The 23402-nt window shown below is 67.6% G+C and carries 20 protein-coding genes; 12 read left to right on the forward strand and 8 right to left on the reverse strand.

What is annotated here, in order from left to right:
• A partial coding sequence (locus tag ACLBWX_RS19865; RefSeq protein ID WP_447678718.1) for a polysaccharide biosynthesis/export family protein occupies positions 1 to 1110 on the forward strand: 1110 nt, incomplete at its 5' end.
• A gap of 72 nt (positions 1111 to 1182) precedes the next feature.
• On the opposite strand, the gene ACLBWX_RS19870 is transcribed toward ACLBWX_RS19865, so the two are convergent.
• Positions 1183 to 2364 carry an amidinotransferase gene (locus ACLBWX_RS19870; protein WP_447678719.1) on the reverse strand — a complete coding sequence of 394 codons (1182 nt, stop codon included), beginning with the start codon at positions 2362 to 2364 and terminating at the stop codon, positions 1183 to 1185.
• A gap of 209 nt (positions 2365 to 2573) precedes the next feature.
• Here ACLBWX_RS19870 and ACLBWX_RS19875 point away from each other — a divergent pair, with 209 nt between their 5' ends.
• From ACLBWX_RS19875 to hpnK, 5 genes are all read left to right on the forward strand, one after another.
• The gene (locus ACLBWX_RS19875; RefSeq protein WP_447678720.1) at positions 2574 to 3665 is read left to right on the forward strand and encodes a flippase-like domain-containing protein; all 1092 of its coding nucleotides are present in this window, start codon (positions 2574 to 2576) and stop codon (positions 3663 to 3665) included.
• The gene (locus ACLBWX_RS19880; protein WP_447678721.1) at positions 3656 to 4267 is read left to right on the forward strand and encodes an MlaC/ttg2D family ABC transporter substrate-binding protein; all 612 of its coding nucleotides are present in this window, start codon (positions 3656 to 3658) and stop codon (positions 4265 to 4267) included. The genes ACLBWX_RS19875 and ACLBWX_RS19880 overlap by 10 nt, the downstream gene beginning before the upstream one ends.
• Before the next feature lie 106 nt (positions 4268 to 4373).
• Entirely contained in the window at positions 4374 to 5552 is a 1179-nt protein-coding gene (gene hpnI, locus ACLBWX_RS19885) for a bacteriohopanetetrol glucosamine biosynthesis glycosyltransferase HpnI (protein ID WP_447678722.1), read from the forward strand.
• 56 nt (positions 5553 to 5608) lie between these two features.
• Positions 5609 to 7039, forward strand: a complete 1431-nt coding sequence (gene hpnJ / locus ACLBWX_RS19890) for a hopanoid biosynthesis associated radical SAM protein HpnJ (RefSeq protein WP_447678723.1) — start codon at positions 5609 to 5611, stop codon at positions 7037 to 7039.
• A gap of 117 nt (positions 7040 to 7156) precedes the next feature.
• The gene (gene hpnK, locus ACLBWX_RS19895; protein ID WP_447678724.1) at positions 7157 to 7993 is read left to right on the forward strand and encodes a hopanoid biosynthesis-associated protein HpnK; all 837 of its coding nucleotides are present in this window, start codon (positions 7157 to 7159) and stop codon (positions 7991 to 7993) included.
• Positions 7994 to 8090: 97 nt separating this feature from the next.
• On the opposite strand, the gene ACLBWX_RS19900 is transcribed toward hpnK, so the two are convergent.
• Positions 8091 to 10763 carry an MMPL family transporter gene (locus ACLBWX_RS19900; RefSeq protein WP_447678725.1) on the reverse strand — a complete coding sequence of 891 codons (2673 nt, stop codon included), beginning with the start codon at positions 10761 to 10763 and terminating at the stop codon, positions 8091 to 8093.
• Between the two features lie 624 nt (positions 10764 to 11387).
• Here ACLBWX_RS19900 and hpnH point away from each other — a divergent pair.
• Positions 11388 to 12551 (forward strand): adenosyl-hopene transferase HpnH, encoded by a 1164-nt coding sequence (gene hpnH / locus ACLBWX_RS19905; RefSeq protein ID WP_055951783.1) that lies wholly within the window; start codon positions 11388 to 11390, stop codon positions 12549 to 12551.
• A gap of 115 nt (positions 12552 to 12666) precedes the next feature.
• Here hpnH and ACLBWX_RS19910 read toward each other — a convergent pair whose 3' ends face one another.
• Positions 12667 to 13104: a PilZ domain-containing protein gene (locus tag ACLBWX_RS19910; RefSeq protein ID WP_447678726.1), complete on the reverse strand. Its 438-nt coding sequence runs from the start codon at positions 13102 to 13104 to the stop codon at positions 12667 to 12669.
• Between the two features lie 396 nt (positions 13105 to 13500).
• Between ACLBWX_RS19910 and ykgO the strand changes: the two genes are divergently transcribed.
• The 3 genes from ykgO (at position 13501) to ACLBWX_RS19925 (ending at position 15297) form a co-directional block, all read left to right on the forward strand.
• On the forward strand, positions 13501 to 13626 hold the full coding sequence (ykgO, locus tag ACLBWX_RS19915; protein WP_055886195.1) for a type B 50S ribosomal protein L36: 126 nt from the start codon (positions 13501 to 13503) through the stop codon (positions 13624 to 13626).
• A gap of 78 nt (positions 13627 to 13704) precedes the next feature.
• Positions 13705 to 14310 (forward strand): tetratricopeptide repeat protein, encoded by a 606-nt coding sequence (locus ACLBWX_RS19920; RefSeq protein WP_447678727.1) that lies wholly within the window; start codon positions 13705 to 13707, stop codon positions 14308 to 14310.
• 6 nt (positions 14311 to 14316) lie between these two features.
• Entirely contained in the window at positions 14317 to 15297 is a 981-nt protein-coding gene (locus tag ACLBWX_RS19925) for an alpha/beta fold hydrolase (protein ID WP_447678728.1), read from the forward strand.
• Between the two features lie 39 nt (positions 15298 to 15336).
• On the opposite strand, the gene pyk is transcribed toward ACLBWX_RS19925, so the two are convergent.
• From pyk to ACLBWX_RS19940, 3 genes are all read right to left on the reverse strand, one after another.
• Positions 15337 to 16773 (reverse strand): pyruvate kinase, encoded by a 1437-nt coding sequence (pyk, locus tag ACLBWX_RS19930; protein ID WP_447678729.1) that lies wholly within the window; start codon positions 16771 to 16773, stop codon positions 15337 to 15339.
• A 1243-nt stretch (positions 16774 to 18016) separates the two neighbouring features.
• On the reverse strand, positions 18017 to 18412 hold the full coding sequence (locus tag ACLBWX_RS19935; RefSeq protein ID WP_447678730.1) for a glyoxalase superfamily protein: 396 nt from the start codon (positions 18410 to 18412) through the stop codon (positions 18017 to 18019).
• A gap of 291 nt (positions 18413 to 18703) precedes the next feature.
• Positions 18704 to 19279, reverse strand: coding sequence for a TetR/AcrR family transcriptional regulator (locus ACLBWX_RS19940; protein WP_447678731.1), 576 nt, complete (start codon positions 19277 to 19279; stop codon positions 18704 to 18706).
• 112 nt (positions 19280 to 19391) lie between these two features.
• On the opposite strand from ACLBWX_RS19940, the gene ACLBWX_RS19945 reads away from it, so the two are divergent.
• Positions 19392 to 20090: a glutathione S-transferase family protein gene (locus ACLBWX_RS19945; protein WP_447678732.1), complete on the forward strand. Its 699-nt coding sequence runs from the start codon at positions 19392 to 19394 to the stop codon at positions 20088 to 20090.
• Between the two features lie 271 nt (positions 20091 to 20361).
• Here ACLBWX_RS19945 and ACLBWX_RS19950 read toward each other — a convergent pair whose 3' ends face one another.
• Both ACLBWX_RS19950 and ACLBWX_RS19955 read right to left on the reverse strand, forming a co-directional pair.
• The gene (locus tag ACLBWX_RS19950) at positions 20362 to 20760 is read right to left on the reverse strand and encodes a DUF1036 domain-containing protein (RefSeq protein WP_447678752.1); all 399 of its coding nucleotides are present in this window, start codon (positions 20758 to 20760) and stop codon (positions 20362 to 20364) included.
• A gap of 271 nt (positions 20761 to 21031) precedes the next feature.
• Entirely contained in the window at positions 21032 to 22348 is a 1317-nt protein-coding gene (locus ACLBWX_RS19955; RefSeq protein WP_447678733.1) for a glycerate kinase type-2 family protein, read from the reverse strand.
• Positions 22349 to 22610: 262 nt separating this feature from the next.
• Here ACLBWX_RS19955 and ACLBWX_RS19960 point away from each other — a divergent pair, with 262 nt between their 5' ends.
• The gene (locus ACLBWX_RS19960) at positions 22611 to 23357 is read left to right on the forward strand and encodes an N-formylglutamate amidohydrolase (RefSeq protein WP_447678734.1); all 747 of its coding nucleotides are present in this window, start codon (positions 22611 to 22613) and stop codon (positions 23355 to 23357) included.
• Positions 23358 to 23402 lie beyond the last annotated feature (45 nt).

The raw sequence follows: 23402 nt of genomic DNA on the forward strand, positions 1-23402 counted from the left end.
CTTCCCGCGGCCGGACCGACGACGGGTGCGGTTGTGGAGGGGGCCGACATTTCGACGAGCGAGGGCACGTTCGCGCGCTACGAGATCGTCGACCTGTCGGCGGCGACCATCGAGGCCCTGCGGGGTCGTGCGCTGGACAGCCTGCTGGCCTCCTTCGGCGACCGGCGCCCGTCCCTCGAGCCCGTCATCGGGGTGGGCGACTACGTGGCGATCTCGGTCTGGGAAGCCGGCTCGGGCGGCCTGTTCTCCGGGCCGCTGGTGGCCGACCGCTTCTCGGCCGGCTCCAAGTCTGCCCTCATCCCCGAGCAGGTGGTGCCCCGGGACGGGGCCATCAGCGTGCCCTATGCCGGGCGCATCCAGGTGGCCGGGCGCCGGCCCCAGGACGTGCAGGCCCTCATCGAGACCGAACTCGCCGGCAAGGCGATCCAGCCCCAGGTGCTGGTCTCGGTCACCAAGGCGGTGTCGCAGACGGTGACCGTCACCGGCGAGGTCGTGGCCGGCGCCCGCGTGCCGCTCTCGGGCAAGGGCGACCGCCTGCTCGACGTGGTGGCCACCGCCGGCGGCGTGCGCGCAGCCGTCAACGAGACCTTCGTGCGCCTCTCGCGCGGCCAGCAGACCGCCACGGTGCCGCTGACCACGGTGGTGTCGAACCCGGCCGAGAACATCTTCCTGCGCCCGGGCGACACCCTGACCCTGGTGCGCGATCCCCAGACCTTCCTGGCGGTGGGCGCCCTGGGCAACTCCACCGAGATCCCGTTCCAGGCCGAGGGCATCACGCTGGCCCAGGCGCTGGCCAAGGCGCGCGGCCTGTCCGACTTCCAGGCCGATCCCTCCGGCACCTTCATCTTCCGCTTCGAGCCCGCCGCGGTGGTGCGCCGCCTCAAGCCCGGCAGCCCCCTGCTCGGCACCCCCCTGGTGCCGGTGGTCTACCGCATCAACATGCGCGATCCCAACAGCCTGTTCCTGACCCAGGCCTTCCGCATGCGCAACCGCGACCTCGTCTACGTCTCCAACGCCCCCTTCACCGAGGTCCAGAAGGTCCTCTCCGTCTTCTCCACCATCACCGCCCCCGTCTCCGCAGGAGCGTCCCTCTACGCAACCGCGCGGTAGGCGCGCGAGAGCCACGAAAAAGGGGGACGCCTCGCGGCGCCCCCCGTCCTTCGAACGACGATCGAGACGATCCTAGAAATACGACTTCAGCGTGCCCCGCCGACGGACGTCGAGGGTGGCGCAGTGGAACGAGCCGCCGAACGGACCGTAGGACAGGAACGGCGCCGGAATGGGATCGAAGCCCCAATCCTTGAGTGCCTTGATCAGGGTCGGCTGGCTCGCATCGACGACGATCTTCTTCTCGTCGAGCGCCAGCACGTTGATCGAGGTCCAGGGCGAGCACATCGAGATCTTGCTCATGAAGCCCTCGACGGGGTCGGGGCGGGGGGCGATCAGGACGTCCCACTTCTTCAGCACGGCGGGAAGCTTCTCGACGTCGATGTAGTCCGGATTGACCAGGACCTTGCCCGGGGCCAGGGGCATGAACGACGAGTCGATGTGCATCGGTTGCGGACAGCGGCTCTCGATCTCGTGGACCCGGAAGCCGGAGCCCAGGTGGCGGCGCAGCCACTCGATGCCCATGAGGTTCGTCACGTTCGAGCGCGTTACGAAGATGTCGCGGCCGCACCGGACGAAGTCGGCGGCGTCGAAGACCGGCTCGAACTCGTTGACGGTGAACTGCATCGGCTCGCCGGCCTTCAGGTTCGGCACCCTGTAGTCGTAGTTGTAGAGCTCGTCCGTGAGCTGCGGCCGCGGCGCCGACGTCCAGCGCGCACCGTTGCGGAAGTATTCCTTGAACAGCGAGCGGTAGGCGTCGCCCTCGAAGTAGCGCGAGCGCCAGCACATCGGGCTCTCGATGATCTCGTCGCCGATCACGAGGTAGGGGTCGCGGGGGCAGGCGACGCAGAAGCCGCGGGAGGACCAGCGCGGCGCCTTGTACTTGCGCGAGAAGTCGAGGGAGTCGGGACGGCGGATCTTCACACCCTCACCGGCCAGGATCGAGATGAAGTTATCGAGTTCCTTCTGAGCGAGCTTCTTCATGAACTGCGGGTAGCGGAAGCCCGAGGCGAAGCGATAGAACGGTTGCGCCGCTCTCGGAAGGTTGAAGATCACCGTCAGGTGGTGTGTCGGAATGGTCGCACCGTCGAGACTTCCGACGATGACCTCCTCCAGCGGATCCCATTCGTTCCAGGCCATGACCGGGGAGCTCGGGGCGGGATCCCGGGTCGCTCCGTAAGCGCTCCCGGCATAGCGCTCCGCCTGCGCGTCATCGTGCACGACCTCACCGGCCGTGATGTGTGATTCCCGGTCCATATAAATCCGTTCCCCTGTCCGCCCCGACGGCCAATTCGCGGGCCTTCCGCCCGGTGCCGCTTTGGTTCTGACTGTGTCCCCGGGGTGATAGACAACGGTTCCCAAAGCTGCAACTTCCGGAGACGTTCACCGTTTCCGACGGTTTTTTCCGGTCGGAAACACGGCGGATCCAAGCTGCGACCCGCTGTATTGCTGGCCGAAAGGGGCCCATGAAACGTCTCACGACACTGGCCCTGATCGCCGGTCTCTGCACGGTCGTCGGCCTGTTCCTGTCCTCGGGATTGGAAGACGTCGCGGCTGCCGTGGTCAGCGCCGGCTGGGGCGCCCTGATCGTGGTCGTGGCCCGCGGCGTCGCGGTGGCCTGGGCCGGCCTCGGCTGGTACGTGATCTTCCCGAAGATGGCGCGTCCGACCCTGTGGGATTGCATGACGCTGCGCTTCGTGCGGGAGGGCATCAACACGCTCCTACCGGTCGCCCAAGTCGGCGGCGATTTCGTCGCCGCCCGCCTGCTGACCAAGCGCGGCGTTCCGGGTGGCGTCGCCGGAGCCAGCATGTTCGTCGACCTAATGACCCAGGCGGTCACCCAGTTCCTGTTCACGGTTGCGGGCGTGCTGCTCCTCGTCTGGATCGCCGGCGACGGCCCCATCGTCCGGACCGTGGCGGGTGGCCTCGCCCTAGCGGCCCCCGCCCTCGGCGCCTTCTACCTCATCCAGCGCCGCAGCGGCCACAAGGTCATCCAGGCTCTCGTCAGCCGCGTCGCCGGCTCGCGCGAGTGGCAGGCACTCGGCGCCATCGACGTGCTCTACGACAGCCTGAAGCGCCTCTACGGCAACCGCGGCCGCGTCGCCGGCGGCCTCGGCATCCACCTCGTCGGCTGGTTCATCGGTACGATCGAGGTCTACGTCGCCCTGCATTTCATGGGATACCCTGTCAGTATCGTCGAGGCGGTGGTGATCGAGAGCCTGGCCCAGGCGGTTCGCGGCGCGGCCTTCGCCGTCCCCGGCGCCCTCGGGGCCCAGGAGGGTGGATTGATCGCGCTCTGCGCGATCTTCGGCATCCCGGCCGAGGCGGCCCTGGCTCTCTCGCTGGTCAAGCGTCTGGCCGACCTTCTCGTCGGCGTCCCCGGTCTCTTCGCCTGGCACGCCCTCGAGGGCAACGATGTCGCGGCACCCCTCGCAGCGCCCGAAGTCAGAAGCGAGCCCGCTCTGCGCCACGACCTTCTCATCCCGGTGCTCGCCAACGATTTCGGCAGCCGCGCCCGGGTCGAGACCGATCTGGGAGACCTTAAGAAGTGCGCCTGAATCGTGTCGTTCTCGCTGGCCTCGTCCTCGGGCTGCTGCAGCTGAGCCCGGTCGCTCACGCGGCGGACGATGCAGCCGTGGATTCCGTCACCAAGGTCTACTCGATCTTCGAGGCGGCCCTGAAGGAGGCTCCGAAGGATGTCGGTGCCCGCGCGGCGAGCATCGGCTCGACCCTGAGCGAGACCTTCGATTTCCCGGCCATGATCCGCCTCGCCGCCGGACCGAAATGGAAGACCTTCACGCCCGAGCAGCAGGGCGCCCTGACGGAGGCGTTCGGCCGCTACTTCACCGCGACCTACGCCACACGCCTCGCCCAGGCGGCCGGCGGCAAATTCACTGTGAAGCCGCAGAGCGAGGCCCGCGGCCCCAACCGCGTCGTGCAGACGGAAGTCGCCAACAAGGACGGCGACACCTCCCAGGTCGACTTCCTGGTGGGTCCCGGCAACCGTGTGCAGGACGTCTATCTCAACGGCAATGTCAGCGAGGTGGCGAGCCTGCGCGGCAGCTTCGCCGAACCGCTGAAGACCGGCGGCGCGGACGGCCTGCTGACATTCATGCGCGATCGCACCACGGGGATGCTCGCCGCCAAACCAGCGCCTTAGAGTCCGGCCAAATACCCCGGACTTTGTTCCTCTCCCGACCCGTTGCGATTCGCGCCGCTCGCTACCGCGGCACTCTCACGAGACCCGTGACCGAGCGATGCCCTTCATGGACCTGACCTGGCTGCCGCACCTCCTACCCCTGATCGCCCTGGTCGGTTGCCTCTACGGGCTGACCGCCGCCGCCCTGGCGGGCCGGTTCGCGCGCAAAGCTGAGCCCGTGCTCGGGGCCGAGGCGCCATCGGTGACGATCCTGAAGCCGCTCTGCGGCCTCGAACCGAACCTCTACGAGAACCTGGAGACCTTCTGCCAGCAGGCCTATCCCGGTCCGGTGCAGATCGTCTTCGGCGTCCAGAACGCCGTCGACCCGGCGGTCGCCGTGGTCCGCCGCCTTCAGGAGGCCTATCCGGCGGCGCGGCTCGACCTCGTGATCGATGCCCGCCAGCACGGTTCGAACCGGAAGGTCTCGAATCTCATCAACATGTCGGCCCGCATCGCCCATCAGGTGCTCGTGCTCGCCGACAGCGACATGGTGGTGAAGCCCGACTATCTCGGGCGCGTGGTCGCCACCATGAGCCAGCCCGGCGTCAACGGCGTCACCTGCCTCTACCACGGCGTGCCGGCGCATCGGGGCATCTGGGCCCATCTCTCGGCGCTCGCCATCGACGTTCAGTTCCTGCCGAACGTGGTGATGGGCACCTCCCTCGGCCTCGCCAATCCCTGCTTCGGCTCCACCATCGCGTTCAGCGCAACCGCCCTCGCCGAGATCGGCGGCTTCGAGACGTTCCGGGACGATCTCGCCGACGACTACGCGATCGGCGAGGCCCTGCGCGCGCGGGGTGGCCTCGTGGCGATCCCGAGCTTCACCATCGGCCACACCTGCGTCGACACCGACCTGGCCAGCCTCTGGACCCACGAGCTGCGCTGGAACCGCACGATCCGCAACGTCGATCCGACCGGCTATGCCGGCTCCTTCGTCACCCATGCCTTCCCGCTCGCTCTGATCGGCGCCCTGATTCCCGGCGCCGGTGTCACGGCCCTGGCGGTGGCGGCCTTCGCGCTCGCCTGTCGCATCGTCCTGTGCGTCCGCCTGGAGCGCGCCTTTGGTCTCGCTCCCCACCCCTACTGGCTGTTGCCAATTCGCGACATCCTCTCGTTCATGAACTTTACCTGGAGCTTCGTCTCGGGTGCGGTGACATGGAAGGGCCATGATTATCGCGTGGTTGCGGACGGTACCTTGATCCCCGAGACGACGCTCGGCCGCGATGCTGGTGCATCGTCGCTCTGATCTTCGCCTCGACCCTCGTTTCACCTTTCCCTGATCTCGCTGAGGCCTCGAACCCCATGCGCACCCTCTTTCTGCAGGCTCCCACCTTCGACGGCTTCGACGGCGGCGCCGGCTCCCGGTACCAGGCCAAGCGCGAGATCAAGTCGTTCTGGTACCCGACCTGGCTCGCTCAGCCGGCCGCGCTCGTTCCGAACTCGAAGCTCATCGATGCGCCCCCGCACAACATCAAGCTCGACGAGATCGTCGCCCAGGCGCACGATTTCGATCTCGTCGTGCTCCACACCTCGGTGCCGTCGTTCAAGTCCGACGTGAAGACCGTCGAGGCGCTGAAGGCCGCCAACCCGAAGCTCGTCGCCGGCCTGATCGGCGCGAAGGTGGCGGTGGATGCCGCCGGCTCCATGGCGCAGGCTCCGTGTATCGATTTCTGCGCCCGCAACGAATTCGACTTCACAGTCAAGGAAGTCGCCGACGGCACCCCGATGTCCGAGATCAAGGGGCTGTCCTATCGTGATGCCAATGGCGTCGTGGTCCATAACGAGGACCGTGAGATCATGACGGACATGGACCAGTTGCCGTTCGTGACCTCGGTCTACAAGCGCGACCTCGAGATGGAGAAGTACTTCATCGGCTACCTGAAGCACCCCTACATCTCGTTCTACTCGGGCCGCGGCTGCAAGTCGCGCTGCACCTTCTGCCTCTGGCCGCAGACGGTCGGCGGCCACACCTACCGCACCCGCTCGGTCGCCCACGTGATCGAGGAGATCAAGTACTGCCTGAAGGAGTTCCCGCAGACGAAGGAGTTCTTCTTCGACGACGACACCTTCACGGACAACCTGCCGCGCGCCGAGGAGATCGCCCGCGAGCTCGGCAAGCTCGGCGTGACGTGGTCGTGCAACGCCAAGGCGAACGTGCCCCGCGAGACCCTGAAAGTCCTCAAGGACAACGGCCTGCGCCTGCTCCTGGTCGGCTACGAGTCCGGCAACCAGAAGATCCTGAACAACATCAAGAAGGGCATGCGCGTCGAGGTGGCCGAGAAGTTCACCAAGGACTGCCACGACCTCGGCATCGCCATCCACGGCACCTTCATCGTCGGCCTCCCAGGCGAGTCGAAGGAGACGATCCAGGAGACGATCGCCTTCGCCAAGCGCATCAACCCGCACACGATCCAGGTCTCGCTGGCTGCGCCCTATCCCGGCACGTTCCTCTACAAGCAGGCCGTCGAGAACGGTTGGCTCGACGTCAAGAATGCCGAGCTGGTGGATGAGAACGGCGTTCAGATCGCGCCGCTGCACTACCCGCACCTGTCGCACACGGAAATCTTCGCGGCTGTCGAAGAGTTCTACAAGAAGTTCTATTTCCGCGCGCCGAAGATCGCCTCGATCGTCTCCGAGATGGTCCGGTCGCCCGACATGATGAAGCGCCGCCTTCGCGAGGGCGTGGAGTTCTACCGCTTCCTCAAGGAGCGCCAGACCAGCGCCGCCGCCTGAACGCGCGGACAATTCCTTGTGATGCGGCCGGGCCGGGAAGCCCGGCCGTTTCGCGTTTCGGGGGTGAGAACTCTCGATCAATCGGGCGGGATAGCGCCCGCAAGCCGGAGCCGCGACGTGAAGCGATTGGTTGTCACGGCCGATGATTTCGGTCTGAGCCTCCAAGTCAACGAGGCGGTGGAGCAGGCCCACCGTGACGGTATTCTCACCGCCGCGAGCCTGATGGTCTCGGCGCCGGCCGCCGCCGATGCGGTGGCACGAGCCAAGCGTCTGCCGTCCCTGCGGGTGGGCCTTCACCTCGTGATGGTGGAGGCTTGGCCGACTTTACCGCCGTCCGAGCTGCCGGATCTCGTCGGGCCGGACGGTCTCATCCGCCGCGACATGGGACGGCTCGGCCTCGACCTCGCCTTGAAGGGCTCTGCGCGGCGCCAACTCGCCGCGGAGATCGAGGCGCAGTTCCGGTCCTATGGGGCGACGGGGCTGACTCTCGACCATGTCAATGCCCACAAGCATTTCCACGTGCACCCGCTGATCGCCGGACTGGTGCTCGCCGCCGGCGCGCGGCACGGCATGCGAGCGATCCGCGTGCCTCGCGAAACCCGCGCGGTGCTGCGGGCGGCCGAACCGGGCACCAGCGCGAAAGCGGCCCTGGATACGGCGCCCTGGGCAGCTCTGCTCGCAGTGCGGGCGCGCCAGGCCGGCTTCCTGATCCCCGATCGAACCCTCGGCCTCGCCTGGTCGGGGGCGATGAACCCGGCACGCGTGGCGAGCCTTCTGGCGCATCTGCCCGACGGCCTCACCGAACTCTACACGCACCCTGCGACCGAACGCGGTTTTCCGGGCGAGGCGCCGGGCTACGCCTATGCGGCCGAGCTGGACGCGCTCCTCGCACCTGAAAGCCGTGCGGCCGTTGCGGGCATTCCGCGCGGCGGCTTCTCGGATTTTCTGACCTGACCGCCTGAGCCAGACTCAGGCACGAGCGCCCATCGGACACAAGAACGGGCGCGGGTTCGGCCCGCGCCCGTTCTATGTCTGCGATGGAAGAGGTGGCCTACTTGACTGCAACCGCCTCAGCGATGGGGGTCCGTGCCTTCGGTGGTAGGGCGGCATCACCCTCGGGACGCTTCGGATCGGGATGCTTCGGCGGCGGGCCGAGGAAGGCCGGGACCACGAAGAACGCAGCCACCAGAGTGAAGAACAGCGACAGGGCGAGGAGTTTGCCCATGCTCGCAGTCCCTGGATGGCTCGACAGCACCAGCGAGCCGAAGGCGGTGCCGGTGGTCAGCGCCGAGAAGAAGATCGCCCGGGTCAGGCTGGAGGCCAGCATGTCCGTGACGCCCGCCCGCCAGGCGATGACGTAGTAGATGTGAAAAGCCACACCGACGGCCAGCATCAGCGGCATCGCGATGATGTTGGCGAAGTTCAACGGCATCCCGACGATATGCAGGGCCATCAGGGTCCACAGGGTCGCCAGGACCAGCGGCCCGAGGGTCATCGCCACGTCCCACGGCTTCCGTAGGGCGAGGGAGAGGATGATGAAGATCAGCACAAGGGCGGTGATCGCCGCCTGCAGGAAGGCGCCGAGGATGGTGTAGCTCGATGAGGTCGTGGCGACGGGGGCACCTGTCGCGTGGGGCGCAACGCTTTGCACTTCCTGCGCGAAGTTGCGCAGCACCCGGTTGTCGTTGGCATCGCCGCTCGGATGAACCTCGATCCGCGAGCGTCCATCGGCGGCGACCCACTCGGCCTTGAGCTTAGGCGGCAGGTTGTCGAGCGTGACCTTTTCCGGGTTCAGCAATCCGGAAAGCCGCGTGAGCAGGGTCTTGAGGTCGGTTGTCAACGCGACGCTGGCGGCCTCCCGAGTGGCGACCGGGGCGGCTGCGAGCTTGTCGAGATCGGTGGCGAGGTCGCCGGCTGCCTTCGCGCCGGGAGCGCTGGAGCTGGAGGCGATGCCCCGCAGGGCCGTCACGGCTTCCTTGATCGCCTTGACGTTGTCGGCGTCGGTCGGCGGTGGCGGCTTGCGGCCCGGGTTCAACACCGGACCCAGGAGTTGCGCCGTCTCCGCGATGGTCGCGAGCTTCTGATCCTGATCGGGCGGTACGAAGGTATTGATGTCGATCACCTTCGCCACCGATTTCAGCTTCGTCAGCTTTTCGGCAAGGCCCGGCACCGCGTCGACCGACGGCGCCATCACGTCGACGATGTTCGGGCTCGTCGCCGGGTCTTTGATCAGGTCGAGATAGGTCGAGATCGATTCCACCTTCGGACTGCGCAGGTGCATCGGGTTGGAATCGAAGGGCAGCTTGAAGAGCAGCGGAATGCCCGCCAGCGTGATCACGCCGACGCCGATCAGAATCGGCCTGCGGTTGCGGATGATCCACGGGTCGACGCCGGCCAGCCACGTGGTCTCGACGGCCTCGCGCTCCCCCTTCGGCTTGAACACTGCGATCAGCGCAGGCAGCAGGGTGAGGGAGAACAGGTAGGCCACGATCATGCCGACGCCGGCGATGAGGCCGAGTTCGGAAACACCGCGGAATGCGGTGGGCAGGAACGCGAAGAATCCGGCGATCAGCGAGATGGCCGCAAGGGTGAGAGACCAGCCGACCCCGCGAGCCGCCGCCCGCATGGCCGAGGGAAGGTCGGGCTGCTCGAAGCGGTCGGCGCGATAGCGGACCGCGAACTGGATGCCGAAATCGATGCCGAGCCCCACGAAGAGCGCGGCGAACGCCACCGAGATCGGGTTCAGTTCGCCGACCATCAGGAGACCGAGGCCGGCGGTCACGATGAGTCCCGCGAAGGTGGTGATCAGAACCGCGCCGATCAGCGGCGCTGAGCGCAGGGCGAGCCACAGGAACAGGACGATCGCGCCGACGGTGACGCTGTAGTTCAGCAGCGCATCCTCGGAGAGGGTCGCGAACTCGTCATCGGCCACGGCCACGGGTCCGGTCAGCCGCATGCGCGGAGCGCCGTCGAATTCGGGACCGCCGAGGGTATTGATCTTGAGATCGGAGGCGACCCTGCGCACGACCTCTGTCGCGTTCGCGCCTGGTTGGAGGGCGTTGTAGTCCAGCACCGGCTGGATCATGACGAACTTGCGCAGGTCGGTACTCTGCGTCTGCCCGTCCGACAGCAGCATCTGCCACGACATCCGCGCCGGCTCGCCAGCCAGCACCTTGTGCACGGTCGTGTCGATCTGAGTCATCGGGCGCTCGAGATCCTCGAGCTTGGCATCGCCGCTCTTGATGCCACGGGCTCCCAGACCAAGAACGCGCATGATACCGCGCAGCGAGGGATCGGCCGCCAGCGGGCCGAGGAGACCCTGCTGCTGGACGAGCTGTTCGGTGGTCTTGGTCAGCTCTTCCTGCGACATCAGCAGGAAGCCGTTCTTCTCGTAGAAGGCACCGCCGTCCGGGCGATAGACCGACTCGATCATGTCCTTGTGGCCGACAAGAGCCGCAGAAAACTCCGCAGCCGCTTCCTCCGCCTCCTCGGGCGTCTTGCCGTCGATCACCGCCACGAGGGTGCCGGTGCGCTGTGGAAACGCCTTCTCGTAATTGATCTCGTCCTGGCGCCAGGGCACATCCTTGTCGATCAACCGCTCGACGTCGGTATTGATCTTAAAGAGATGAGCCGCCACACCGGCACTTGCCGCTGTCAGGAGTGCGACGAGAGCTATGACCAACCAGCGACGCTGGACGGAAAACGCGACGAGTCGTTCGATCACGAGTGTCCTACCTGCCTGAGCGATCCAGTTCCCGTCCGGCCGCGCGAATCATCTGCGTAGCAGGTGGTTAGGGCCGCGAAACGGGAACCGATCTATCGAGCGACGCCGGTTATCACCTGTTGGTGCAAATCCCGAATCCAATGCCCGAGCCTGGTTGCAAGGAACCGAGGGGCGAAGGACCGGGACGTGTTCGACCGAATCGCACCGCTCACACGAATCTGCTTCATCGACCCGCTCACCTAGCGGCCCGAAGGCCGTAATGCAACGCAACCGAACTCACCTGATCCCGGTTCACCCGATAGTGTGATTTCGCACTGCAGCGACCGGGAACTTGGAGTTTTCTCCGCTCGGTCGGACCTGGCGTACAGTCAAGCCGCGGCCCTGGCATGCAGTCACCGACTAGGAATAAGCGCTCCCGGCTGAGTTATATGCCGCTGGAGCGCTCCGACCGTTGGACGACTGAGGTCACGGTCTGTGGCCGGATTGTTTCAGCGCCGGAAGAACGTGCGCGAACGGCGCCCATTCGAGGTCTTTCGGATTGGTTCCAGTCTAGCTCGCTGGAATTTGGCCTTTTTTCACGCTAAGCAGCCCGATACATCGGGGCCAACAACAAGGAGCCGCGTCTTGGGCATCCCTATCCGGTACGTCGCGAAGATCGGCGGCTACATCCTGAAGCAGCACCTCACTGGTCGCAAGCGCTACCCGCTGGTGATGATGATGGAGCCCCTGTTCCGCTGCAATCTGGCTTGCGCCGGTTGTGGAAAGATCGACTACCCGGACGAGATCCTGAACAAGCGGCTGCCGGTCGCAGACGCACTGGAATCCGTGCGCGAGTGCGGTGCACCCGTCGTCGTGATCGCGGGCGGCGAGCCACTGCTGCACAAGGATCTGCCCCAGATCGTCGAGGGCATCATCGCGCAGAAGAAGTTCGCCATCGTCTGCACGAACGCGCTCCTGCTCGAGAAGAAGATCAAGGAATACAAGCCGAGCCCATATTTCACCTGGTCGATCCATCTGGACGGCGACAAGGAGATGCACGACCAGTCGGTGTGCCAGCGTGGCGTCTACGACAAGGCGGTAGCAGCGATCGCCAAGGCCAAGGAGATGGGCTTCCGCGTCACCATCAACTGTACCTTCTTCAACAACTCCTCCGCAGACAAGATCGCCGACTTCTTCGACAGCGTGACGAAGATGGGCATCGACGGCATCACGGTCTCGCCGGGCTACGCCTATGAGCGGGCGCCCGACCAGAAGCACTTCCTGAACCGCAAGGCGACGAAGGAACTGTTCCGCGGCGTGTTCCGCCACGGCAAGGAGAAGGGCCGCGAAAAGTGGACCTTCCAGCAGTCGGGTCTGTTCCTCGACTTCCTGGCCGGCAACCAGACCTATCATTGCACCCCCTGGGGCAATCCGACCCGCACGGTCTTCGGCTGGCAGAAGCCCTGCTACCTCCTCGGCGAGGGCTACGCGGCGACGTTCAAGGAGCTGATGGAGGAGACCGATTGGGACTCCTACGGCACCGGCAACTACGAGAAGTGCGCCGACTGCATGGTCCATTCGGGCTACGAGGCCTCCTCGGTGGTCGACTCCGTGAAGAAGCCCTGGAAGCCCCTGGTGCATGCGCTCCGCGGCATCAAGACCGAGGGCGAGATGGCCCCGGAGGTCAGCCTGGAGAACCAGCGCCCGGCCGAGTTCGTCTTCTCGCGCAACGTCGCCCAGAAGCTGTCCGAGATCAAAGCCTCGGGCGTCGATACCAAGCGCGAAGCCCGCAACCGTAGCGCCGCCTGAGTTTACTCCGCGCAGCACCTGAAACACCGAAAACCCCGCCCTGCGCATGCNGCAGGGCGGGGTTTTGTTTCATTACGCGTGGTGAAATCGTCGGCATGGGCGCCGCAGCGCAGCCTCAGAACGAGGAGATGCCGCGCTTCCGCGACCGCACGCCGATGCCCCCGCCATCCAGCTCGCCAATGGTCGAGATGTCGGCCGGTGGATCGATCGCAGGCGCGGTCGGTGGGGCCGTGACGGTCGGTGCAGGCGTGGCGGCGGGTGGCGGAACCTTGCCGACCCGTTCGATGCGAACCCCGACGAAATCCCCGCGCCGCCACGCGATCCGGACGAGGCAGAGGAAATCGCGCCCGATGATCCGGAGCATGAAGACGGGCGGAAGACTCTGATTGGCGCCGACACAGATCCGTGCGCCGGATTTCGAAACGTCCTTCACGCTACAGGGAATCTCGGTGCCGTCGCGGAATCGAATCGTCGCGATCCAGTTGGTCGGATTACGCTCTTCGCGCCGCTCGACGGCCGTCGGTGCCTCGGATTGCTCCAGGTTAGTCGTCACGGGTTCTGTCTCCGCGCCCCACGTGCGTTGGAAAGACATAGCAATCCAATCCTTTACAGACGGATATCGGTCGCCGCTCGCTTCGGGTCGCAAGTCGTTGTCAGGCCGCGCAAGGGTCACGAATGCGCGAATGCCGCGCCGACGCTGAGGTCGATCTGCCGGTCCGAGGAAGCCTTAGAACCGCGCCCCTCTGCGGCATCGGGGCCAGGGGGGACGACATTCCGGCGAAGCTTCGGCTCGGAATGGACCCGAACGCCTTGCCTTGCCGACGCGAATCCTGATAAGGCAACCGCCTTTCCGCGATGCATCGACACATCGCCGAGGCCGCCGTCAGGTGCCTCGCTCCCGAGACCCTATGGACAGGCGGCGGGTTCGTTCCCGACCGACGTGAGACCGATGAAGATTCGCAACTCCCTCAAGTCCCTGCGTGGCCGTCACCGCGACAACCAGATCGTGCGTCGCAAGGGGCGTGTCTACATCATCAACAAGACCCAGAAGCGCTTCAAGGCGCGTCAGGGCTGAAGCGCACGGGTGCTGCGCCGCGAGACGCGGCAAGCGCACACGTTGACGTCGCGATCCGAGGCGAGGAAGCTCCCGCCCATGTCGCGACTCTTACCCGATCGATCCTGCCTGAAAGCCGCGCTCGTCGCGGCTTTCTGCGTTGTTCTCGCCCCCGCCGCCGGAGCACGCCCGACAGTCGAGCCGCAGCCACCGAAGAAGGTGCAGCCGCTCAGCCTCGACGATCTCTACGCGCGCCTGAAGGCGGCCGGGGACGATGCCGAGGCGAAGGGCGTCGCGCGGCTGATCGAGCAGCGGCTGGGGCGGTCCGGCAGCGCGACGGCCGACCTCCTGACCGAGCGCGCCCGCCAAGCCATGTCCAGTCAGGATCTCCCCCTGGCGGTCGAGCTGATGGATCGGGCCACCGCCCTCGAGCCGGGATGGTCCGAGGGATGGAACCGGCGCGCGACCGTCTTCTGGATGCTCTCGGACCCGTCCGCGGCGATCGCCGACCTGCAGCGCACCCTCGTGCTGGAGCCGCGCCATTTCGAAGCCTGGGCGGCCCTGGGGCGGATCTACCAGACCCTGGAGGACAAGCGCCGCGCCCTGGAGGCGTTCCGCCGGGCGGCCGCGTTGTATCCGCGGATGGACCGGCTGCAACAGGCCATCGACCGCCTGGCGCCGGACGTCGACGGCCGCGACCTGTAGCCGATCATGCTCTTGCTCAAGCTGATCGCCGGCCTCCTGGCCGGTGGAATCGTCCTCGTGCTCGTGGCCGCGGGCGTCACCCTGCTGATCTCGGCGCGGATCGACGCGCGCTATCCGCCGGCAGGCCCGTTCGCGACGGTGACCGGCGGGCGCATCGCCACGATCCAAGCCGGTCCGAACCCGTCCGCGCGTGGCACCGTCGTCCTGCTGCACGGCGCCTCGGCCAATGCCTCCGAACCGATGGCGGATCTCGGGCGTCGCCTCGCGGCGGACGGGTTTCGCGTCGTCGCCCTCGACCGGCCGGGCTTCGGCTGGAGCGACCGCCTGACCGGCGACGCCATGGCGACGCCGAGGGCGCAGGCCGCGGCGATCGCCGAGGCGCTGAAGGCCCTCGGGGTCGGACCCGCCCTCGTCGTCGGTCATTCCTGGGCCGGGGCGCTGGCGACCGCGCTCGCCCTCGATCATCCCGGCAGGGTCGCGGGTCTCGTCCTCCTCGCACCGGTGGCGATGCCGCTGCCCGCGCTCGGGCCGCTCCCCTGGTATTACCGGCTCGCCCTGGTGCCGCCGGTGACCTGGCTGCTCAGCCGCACGGTGGCGACGCCGGTCGGGCTCGGCTACCTGGCGCCCGCGGGCCGATCGGCGTTCCGGCCCCAGGACGCGCCCGCCGGCTACCTGGAGGCGAGCCGGGCCGCCCTGGTCCTGCGTCCGGCGACGATGCTCGCCAACGTGCAGGACCTCGTGGCGCTGCCGGAGGCCCTGAAGCGCCAGAGCGCCGATTACGGGCGCATCGCCGTCCCGACGGTCATCGTCACCGGCGACCGCGATGCGATCGTCCCGGCCGAGCGGCACGCCAGGCCGCTGGCGAACCTGATCCCCGGTGCCCGGCTCGTGGTCCTGCCCGGGATCGGCCACATGGTCCACATCGTGGCGACCGAGGCCGTGGTCGACGAGGTCGCGCGCCTCGCCGAGTCGCTGCCGGTGCCCTGAGGCGCGCCGGGCAGCGAGCCCGGACGCGCCCCGGCGGGTTCACGCCTTGGCGGCGTGCTCGCGGGTGACGAAGGCGATGCGCACGAGGTTCGTCGCACCGGGCGTCCCGAACGGCACGCCGGCCACCACGATGATGCGTCCGCCGATCTCGGCGAAGTTTTCGCGAACGGCGAACTTCGCCGCGCGGAACGCCATGTCGTCGACGTCGCTGGCGTCCTTGGTGACGATCGGGTGGGTGCCCCAGCACATGGCGAGGCGGCGCGCCGTCTCGCGCTTGGGCGTCAGCGCGATGATCGTGGCGTTGGGCCGCGAGCGGGCGAGGCGCAGGGCGGTCGAACCGGAATGCGTCCAGGCCATGATGGCCGTGAGATTCAGGGCGTCGACCATCTGGTGGGCCGCCGCCGCGATGGCGTCGGAGGCGGTGGCGTCGGGCTCGGAGCGCTGGGCCGTGAGGATCGTCCAGTACAGGGCGTCGCGCTCGACCTGCTCGGCGATCCGGCTCATCATCGAGATCGCCTCGATCGGGAAGGAGCCGGAGGCGCTCTCTGCCGAGAGCATCACCGCGTCGGCACCCTCGTAGACCGCGGTGGCGACGTCGGAGACCTCGGCGCGGGTCGGCACCGGAGCGGTGATCATCGATTCGAGCATCTGGGTCGCGACGACCACCGGCTTGCCCATGCGGCGGGAGGCGCGGGTGATGCGCTTCTGCACGCCGGGCACCTGCTCCAGGGGCATCTCGACGCCGAGATCGCCGCGGGCCACCATCAGGCCGTCCGAGATCTCGATGATCTCCTCCAGGCGGGTCAGCGCCTGCGGCTTCTCGATCTTGGCCATGATGAGGGCGCGGCCCGCCGCGACCTTCTTCACCTCGGCCACGTCCTCGGGACGCTGCACGAAGGAGACGGCGATCCAGTCGGCGCCCGCCGCGAGGCCGGCCTCGAGGTCGCCGCGATCCTTCTCGGTCATGGCGGCGACGGGGATCACGGTGTCGGGCAGCGAGACGCCCTTGCGATTCGAGATGCGGCCGCCGATCTCGACGCGGGTCACCGCGCGGCCCTCGGACACCTCGGTCACGGTCAGCCGCAGCTTGCCGTCGTCGATGATGACGACGTGGCCGGGCTCCAGGGCCGAGAGGATCTCGGGATGGGGCAGGTAGACCCGCGAGACGTCGCCGGGGGTCGGGTCGCTGTCGAGCACGAAGGTGGCGCCGTTCCGCAGGATCGCCGCGCCCTCGGCGAAGGCGGCCACGCGCAGCTTCGGACCCTGGAGATCGACGAGGATCGCGATCGGATGCTTCAGCTCGCGCTCGATCGTGCGGATGACCTCGATCTTCTCGGGCAGCTTTTCGCGGGGCAGGTGGCTCATGTTGAGCCGGAAGACGTCCGCGCCGGCGCGAAACAGCTTCTCGATCATCTCCGGCGTGTCGGAGGCCGGACCCAGGGTGGCGATGATCTTCGTGCGGCGTGAACGTTTCAAGGCAGTCTCCATCCCAGGATTGGGCTCCGCCGGCTTCGAAACGACCGGATCTCGAGCGAGGGCCACAAGCACCGAAGCGGCCAAGAGGTCAAGAACGCCGCGCTCGACCGGTGGACGTCCGGGTGGACGCGATGCGGCCAGCACATGGGAGAAACGACCTGTGTGATCGGAAAGAGAACCTGGACGACGGGAGGGAGGATCCGGGCGCACGCGGACGCAGGCGTGCCGCCCCGCCGCCGTTTCCGGCGCAGGGGTCGAAAGGCGGGAGACGCGGGACGCCGCGAAACCACGTGAACAAGATGAATGCCGGTTTCCCGGCGTCCCTGGGTCCGGCCCCGGAGGCCCGAACCCGTCACGTCACGGCGTCCTTCCACGGCGCCGGCGACTCGGCTTGCGGCAGCCCCCCTCCGGCGCCCCGATCCCTCGCGGGATCGAAGGCCCCGGCGGCCGGCTTATCATGGCCCACGGCCCCGGACCCGTCTCGTAGTGGGCGGGCCGTCCGTTCTCTGGGGGTGCCCCAGATGCCGGGCCGACGGATCGGCCCGCTCCGGAACACCTTGCGTCGCACGGCGCGGCTCGGGGCGATGGCGAAACCGGGCGATCGACGCGAGCGCCGTCTCCTCCTCCCAAACCCGCCGACCCGGTCCGCCGGCGGGCCTCCCATCGGGGGAGGCGAGTGGCGGCAAGAGAGCATGATATAGGAATATTGTCAAGGCTTTTTGGGAGGCGCCCTGGTGCTTCGAGACCCTTCCCGGCTGCGCCTGACGCGGATCCGACACCCGCGCCCCATTCGGCCCGTCGCAAACTCGGCCCGTCGCAAACTCGCGGGAAAGTCCGCTTACAGGCTGCTTGGTCATGCAGTGACCTACGCCGAAACGGGTGGAAAGCTGCCGCTGGCGCCGCCCCAAGCGATCATGGCCACTCGAACCAGCGCCTTCGACTAAGCTACGGCTCCGAAATCGAGGTTGGTAGGAGCGGACCTTCGGGGAATGACATGATCCGTCACTTGTACCGAAGCGTCCACATCGGTGAAGCGGAACCGTCGAGCCCAGACGCTGCCTCCACCGCGTAGGAAGAACCCGAAGTGGATCGACTGCGCGTCTGGAGGCACGTCCATCACGATGGACCTGTCTTGCCAACCGACGGTGCCAACGAGCGGCCCCTCAATCCTGCGCCCATCGAGGTTGTCGAAGGCAAGCGTGCGGCCCTTCTCCCCGTCGATACGCATCCAGAGGGCGCCGGCTCAAGTCACCTCGCTGGCCTTTAGCTGTGCGCTGAGTTCGAGCCGCTTGTTGAGGAAGCCTTCGGCTCGGAAGTTCTGCATCAGCGTTCCAAAGCCCGACGACGCATGACCCGTGATCGGCTCTGCAAAAGCTACCCGGAAGCGGATGACAGCGCAGTTTTCTGCTGGGTCGAAGCCCATCTCGTATTCGTCGCTGCGCGTGCCGCCGACGTTCCAATCTTCGGGCAGACGCAGAACAGGCCGGTCGAGTTGAGCAGCCAGCGTGTTCCAATCGCGCCAACCGAATTGACGAGCTACGCACTCCAGACTGTCACTGTGAGAGATGTCGACGCGTCGCTCGGCAAGCGCATGACGAAGGCTTTTGGCCATTGCCTTCGGGTCGTGAGGAATCTGCATGTGTCCGATCCTTGAACCGGGCAGTCGCTCGTATCGGGGCTCGCATTGCCGAGTGGACCGCCCAGAAGGTCAGACCTGTTCGGAGAGGTATGTGCATTCACCGTACCTTGCGGCGCGAGCGGCGGGCTGCACTAGCCGCCGATGGAGAAGAGCCTGTAGCCACCGCTGTCAAGCTGGGAGGGGGAGTGGTCGCTTCGGGTGGGTTGGTGACGGGCTGCTTTTGAGCGACAAGGGCGCGAAGCAGACGTCGCCGTCACGCCTGTCTTTGATCCTTGCGGCCGGCGATCTCGATCAGCTTGGAAGTAGTCCCGCCTCTTGGTAGCTCCTGATCAAAGAGTCGAACAGATCTATGTCCGAGCGGCTTCGGGCGATGATCTGAGCCCCGGCGATGGCAGCATAGATGGCGCGTGCTCTCAGCTCGCTGTCCTTCGCCTTCAATAACTTTGCAGCAACTAGCTGTTCGCGTAGCCAAGCCGTATTGACATCGGCGAAAGCCTGAACCTCCTTCAAGACCTGCTCGGGCAACGCGTCGTATTCTGTCGCCATGAAGCTGCTCAGGCACATGCGATTGTTGTGCTCCAGAGATAGGCGAAAGATGCCCGCGTATTGCCGCAGCGCTTCGATTGGGCTTTGGGCATTCGTCGAAATCGCTTCAAGGTCGCGGGCAATGTCTTCCCAATAGCGGCGTGCGACCGCCTCGCCAAGGATGGCCTTATTGGCGAAGTAGTAGTTGATGCTTGCGGCTTTGATGCCGACGGCGTCCGCGAGGTCGCGGAAGTTGATGCCGGCGTAGCCATAGGCCATCGCCGCTTCCCTCGCTGCCACAAGGATCGCCTCACGCACATCCCGCTTCGACGTCGCTGCCATTCTCAATCTCCACCTGTCATATGGCAGACAGGGATTGACGGGACAAGATGCCGGCCCTAGTTTGCTACCTGTCATCTGACAGACAGGCAAATTTCAGAGAAGCGAGACCACGATGTCCGACAACCTCAAGCTCTTCACCTCACCCTCGGCCTTCCCGAACCCGCAGCGCCTGCGGATCTTCATGCACGAGAAGGGCATCGCCGATCGCTTCGACGAGACAGTCTACGACATGTCACCGGTCGGCGAGCAGCGGGGTTGGAAGCACCTGAGGATGAACGCTTGGGGCGAGACACCGACCCTCGTACTCGCCGACGGCTCTTACCTGAGCGAGACCTCCGCCATCGCCCGCTACCTCGACGACACGTTCGAAGGCCGCAAGATCATGGGCGAGACGGCGCATGAGCGTGGCCTCGATCAGATGTGGGACAACCGGGTATGGGTGCACATCCTCTATCCCATCGTCACCGCATTCCATGTGCTGCATCAGGGTCTGGGCCCGAAGCTCGAGTTGACCAGCAATCCGGCCTGGGGCGAGCATTCTCGCAAGGTGGCACTGGCGCATGCCGGTCTCGTCGACCGGCACCTCGCCGACGGACGCGCGTGGCTGCTGGGCGGCGATCAGCCGACGTTCTCGGACATCACGTTGGCGACGGCGATCGCGTTCTCCAAGTTCCCGGTCAACGCCACTCCGCTCGATGAGCGCTTCGAACACCTGGATGCCTTCTGGCGGCGCTGGCGGGCTCGACCGGCCTTCATCGCCGCGTATGCCGATCGGAGCAGCGGTGTGCCGGAGATCGACAATCGCACATGAGCGTTCGGCGGTCGGGCTTCGCAACCGCCCGACCGCGAGGCTGCTTCGACCGATTTAGAGCGGCGTTCTGCGATGGCTGCTCTGGGGACGCGACAGGGAAGGTCCCCATGACCGGCTTGGGCCGGAGCCGGAACGTCCGCTCCCGGGTCGCGAACCACGATCCCGTGGTCACCCCGAACGGACCGACGGCGTCGGTCCCGGGACGCAGGGGAGGGCGCCCCGACAGGCATCGGGTCTCCAGCCTCAGACCCGAAACCGCCCCGGCCGCGGCTCAGGGCGCCGGCGTCAGCGGCTGATTCGGGTCGGTGAGCTGGATCGTCCAGCTCTTCTGCTCGCCGGTATCGACTTCGTAGAAGCCGTTGCGGTCGAGACCGCGGGCGAGGCAGTCCTCGACGCCCCGGATCGTGAATTCGCGATCCTTCGTGCACATCAGCGAGCGTCCGCTCCACTCGCCGCCGCGCGTGTAGTCCACCGCGTAGACGTAGTAGAACCGCGCCGCGAGGGAGCCCTTCAGGAGCGTCTCGCAGACCTTCGGCGCCACGTCCCACCAGCCCTCCGTGACCCAGCCCTGGAGGTCGCGGTAGCCCAGCGCGATGCCGACCTTGCTGGCGGTCTGGTTGCACATGCGCAGATCCGCCCGGGCGGGGGCGGGGAGCAGCGCGACGGCCAGGAGCGCCGCGCCTGCGACGAACCCGGACCGTCCGCCGCCGGCCGGCGACTGCGTCCCCCGGGGCCCCGCCCCGCCATTCCGGGGCGCCGCGGGCGAGGCCGGACCCGAAGGGGCGCGCCGGAGGCGTGCGATCCAGAGCCGCGGACAGCCCGACATCTTGCGCCACCTGGGTTTCTGGATCCCGGGCTCCGCTTCGCGGCCCCGGGACGGCGAGAGGGGACCCGCGGTGAGCGTGGAACCGTCGAAGACCCGGCTCCGCCCGCCGGCGTCCCTAGCCGACGAGGATGATGCGGCAATCGTTGACATTGGTGCGTGTCGGACCCGGCTGAACGAGGTCGCCGATGGTGGCGAAGAACTTCGTCGAATCGTTGTCGGCCAGCATCGCGGCGGGATCGAGCCCGGCCTCGCGGGCGCGGGCGAGCGTCGTCGGGTCGACGAGTCCGCCGGCCGGATCGGTGGCCTCGCCGCGGCCGCCATCCGTGCCGTCGGTGTCGGCGGCGATGCCGAGGATGCCGGGGGCGCCGTCGAGCGCGAGGGCGAGCGCGAGGGCGTATTCCTGGTTCGGACCGCCATGGCCCTCGCCGCGGATCGTCACGGTGAGCTCGCCGCCCGAGATGATCGCGACCTTGCGGCCGGCCTTCGCGAGGTCGAGGGCCATGCGGGCATGCTCGGCGGCGACCTCGCGGGCCTCGCCCTCGACGTCGGGCCCGAGCATCACCGGCTCGTAGCCGGCCGCGGACACGGCGGCGGCGGCGGCCTCCAGGGCGTCGATCGGGCGGGCGATGATGCGGTATTCCGCCCGGGCGAAGGCGGGGTCGCCGGCCTTCGGGGTCTCGTTGATGGGATCGGCCAGGAGCGCCTTGGCGGTCTCGGGCAGGGGGATGCCGCGGCGCTCGCAGATCGCGCGGGCATCGGCGAGCGTCGTCGGATCCGGCACGGTCGGGCCGGAGGCGATCACGGCCGGGTCGTCGTGCGGCACGTCCGAGACGGCCAGCGTCAGGATCGAGCGGGCGTTGCGCGCCATCATGGCGAGGCGGCCGCCCTTGATGCGCGAGAGGTGCTTGCGCACGGCGTTGATCTCGTTGATCGGCGCGCCGGAGCGCAGCAGGGCCTTGGTGATCGCCTGCTTCTCCGTGAGGGTGAGCTCTCCGGCCGGGGCGATCCAGTTGGCCGAGCCGCCGCCGGAGAGCAGCACCAGCACGTCGTCGTCCGGCCCGGCATCGGCGGCGATCTTCAGGGCGTCGACGGTCGCGTCGATGCCGGCCTGATCCGGCACCGGGTGCCCGGCCTCGACCATGCGGATCATCGGCGCCTCCTCGCCGTAGCCGTGGCGGGCGACCGCGAGGCCGACGATGCGGCTCGGATCGACGCCGTGCTCCTCCCGGTAGAACCGGCTGGCCACCGCCGCCATGCTGCCGCCGGCCTTGCCGGCTCCCAGGATGATGAGGCGGCCCGGACCCGGTGCGGGCAGGTGGGGCACGAGGCAGCGCGCCGGGTGGGCGGCGGCGATGGCCTCGTCGAGGCACTGGAGCAGGAGGGCGCGGCGGGTCTCGGTCGAGGCGGTTGCGGTCAGTGCGGGTGCGGTCATGGCGTTTCCGTATTCCGAATGTCGATCGCGAAGGCGGCCCGGTGGTTCTCCTCCGGATTGTTGTGCCCCCGGCATGGTGCCGGATTGTTGCCGTCGCGGCGCGATCCGCGATACGTGCTGTGCCCGACGCTCGCCGCCTCGGCAAGCCGCGCGTTCGCGGGACCTCCGCCCGCGCTGCGGCCGGCGGCTCGCATCGCGGCCGGCGGCTTGCATCGCGTCCGTCGTCCCGATGTCGCCCGCGCCCAACCGGACCGTGCCTCCCATGCAGCCACCGCATCCCGTCGAGACCATCCCGGGCGATCCCGCCGGGGGCCTGCTCCTGATCTGCGACCATGCCTCGAACCACGTCCCGGAGGACCTGGCGCAGCTCGGGGTGCCGGAGCACGAGTTCGCCCGCCACATCGCCTACGACATCGGCGCCGCCGGGGTGACGCGCCGGCTCGCGGCGGCGCTCGGCGCCCCGGCGATCCTGACCCGGTTCTCGCGGCTGATCATCGACCCGAACCGGGGCCGGGCCGACCCGACCCTGGTGATGCGCCTCTCCGACGGGGCCGTGGTGCCGGGCAACGCCCGCATCGACGAGGCCGGCAAGGCCGCGCGCATCCGGCGCTTCTACGCGCCCTTCGACGCGGCGATCGAGGCCGGGATCGCCGAGGCCGAAGCCATTGGCGTGCGGCCCGCCATCGTGACCATCCACAGCTTCACGCCCTACTGGCGCGGGGTGCCGCGCCCCTGGGAGGTCGGCATCCTGTGGGATCGCGACGACCGCATGAGCGCGCCCCTGATCGCCGGCCTGCGGGCCGACCCCGCCGGGCTCACGGTGGGGGACAACGAGCCCTATGGCGGCGGCCTGCCCGGCGACACCATCGACCGCCACGCCATGGCGCGCGGCCTGCCGAACGCGCTCGTCGAGATCCGCCAGGACCTCATCGTCGCGGAGGCGGGCCAGGCCGAATGGGCGGAGCGATTCGCGCGCCTCCTGCGGCCGATGCTGCCGATCCGCGCTTGACGGGAGGCCGCCGCGCGCCGACCTCAGGCAGCGATGGAGAGAACG

This window comes from Methylobacterium sp. M6A4_1b, from assembly GCF_053345175.1.

Coding starts and splice junctions, on each gene's coding strand:
- ACLBWX_RS19870 (WP_447678719.1), bottom strand. CDS start 2,364: ATGGACCGGGAATCACACATCACGGCCGGTGAGGTCGTGCACGATGAC.
- ACLBWX_RS19935 (WP_447678730.1), bottom strand. CDS start 18,412: ATGCAGATTCCTCACGACCCGAAGGCAATGGCCAAAAGCCTTCGTCAT.
- ykgO (WP_055886195.1), top strand. CDS start 13,501: ATGAAGATTCGCAACTCCCTCAAGTCCCTGCGTGGCCGTCACCGCGAC.
- hpnI (WP_447678722.1), top strand. CDS start 4,374: ATGGACCTGACCTGGCTGCCGCACCTCCTACCCCTGATCGCCCTGGTC.
- ACLBWX_RS19940 (WP_447678731.1), bottom strand. CDS start 19,279: ATGGCAGCGACGTCGAAGCGGGATGTGCGTGAGGCGATCCTTGTGGCA.
- ACLBWX_RS19955 (WP_447678733.1), bottom strand. CDS start 22,348: ATGACCGCACCCGCACTGACCGCAACCGCCTCGACCGAGACCCGCCGC.
- ACLBWX_RS19925 (WP_447678728.1), top strand. CDS start 14,317: ATGCTCTTGCTCAAGCTGATCGCCGGCCTCCTGGCCGGTGGAATCGTC.
- ACLBWX_RS19945 (WP_447678732.1), top strand. CDS start 19,392: ATGTCCGACAACCTCAAGCTCTTCACCTCACCCTCGGCCTTCCCGAAC.
- hpnJ (WP_447678723.1), top strand. CDS start 5,609: ATGCGCACCCTCTTTCTGCAGGCTCCCACCTTCGACGGCTTCGACGGC.
- ACLBWX_RS19960 (WP_447678734.1), top strand. CDS start 22,611: ATGCAGCCACCGCATCCCGTCGAGACCATCCCGGGCGATCCCGCCGGG.
- ACLBWX_RS19920 (WP_447678727.1), top strand. CDS start 13,705: ATGTCGCGACTCTTACCCGATCGATCCTGCCTGAAAGCCGCGCTCGTC.
- ACLBWX_RS19875 (WP_447678720.1), top strand. CDS start 2,574: ATGAAACGTCTCACGACACTGGCCCTGATCGCCGGTCTCTGCACGGTC.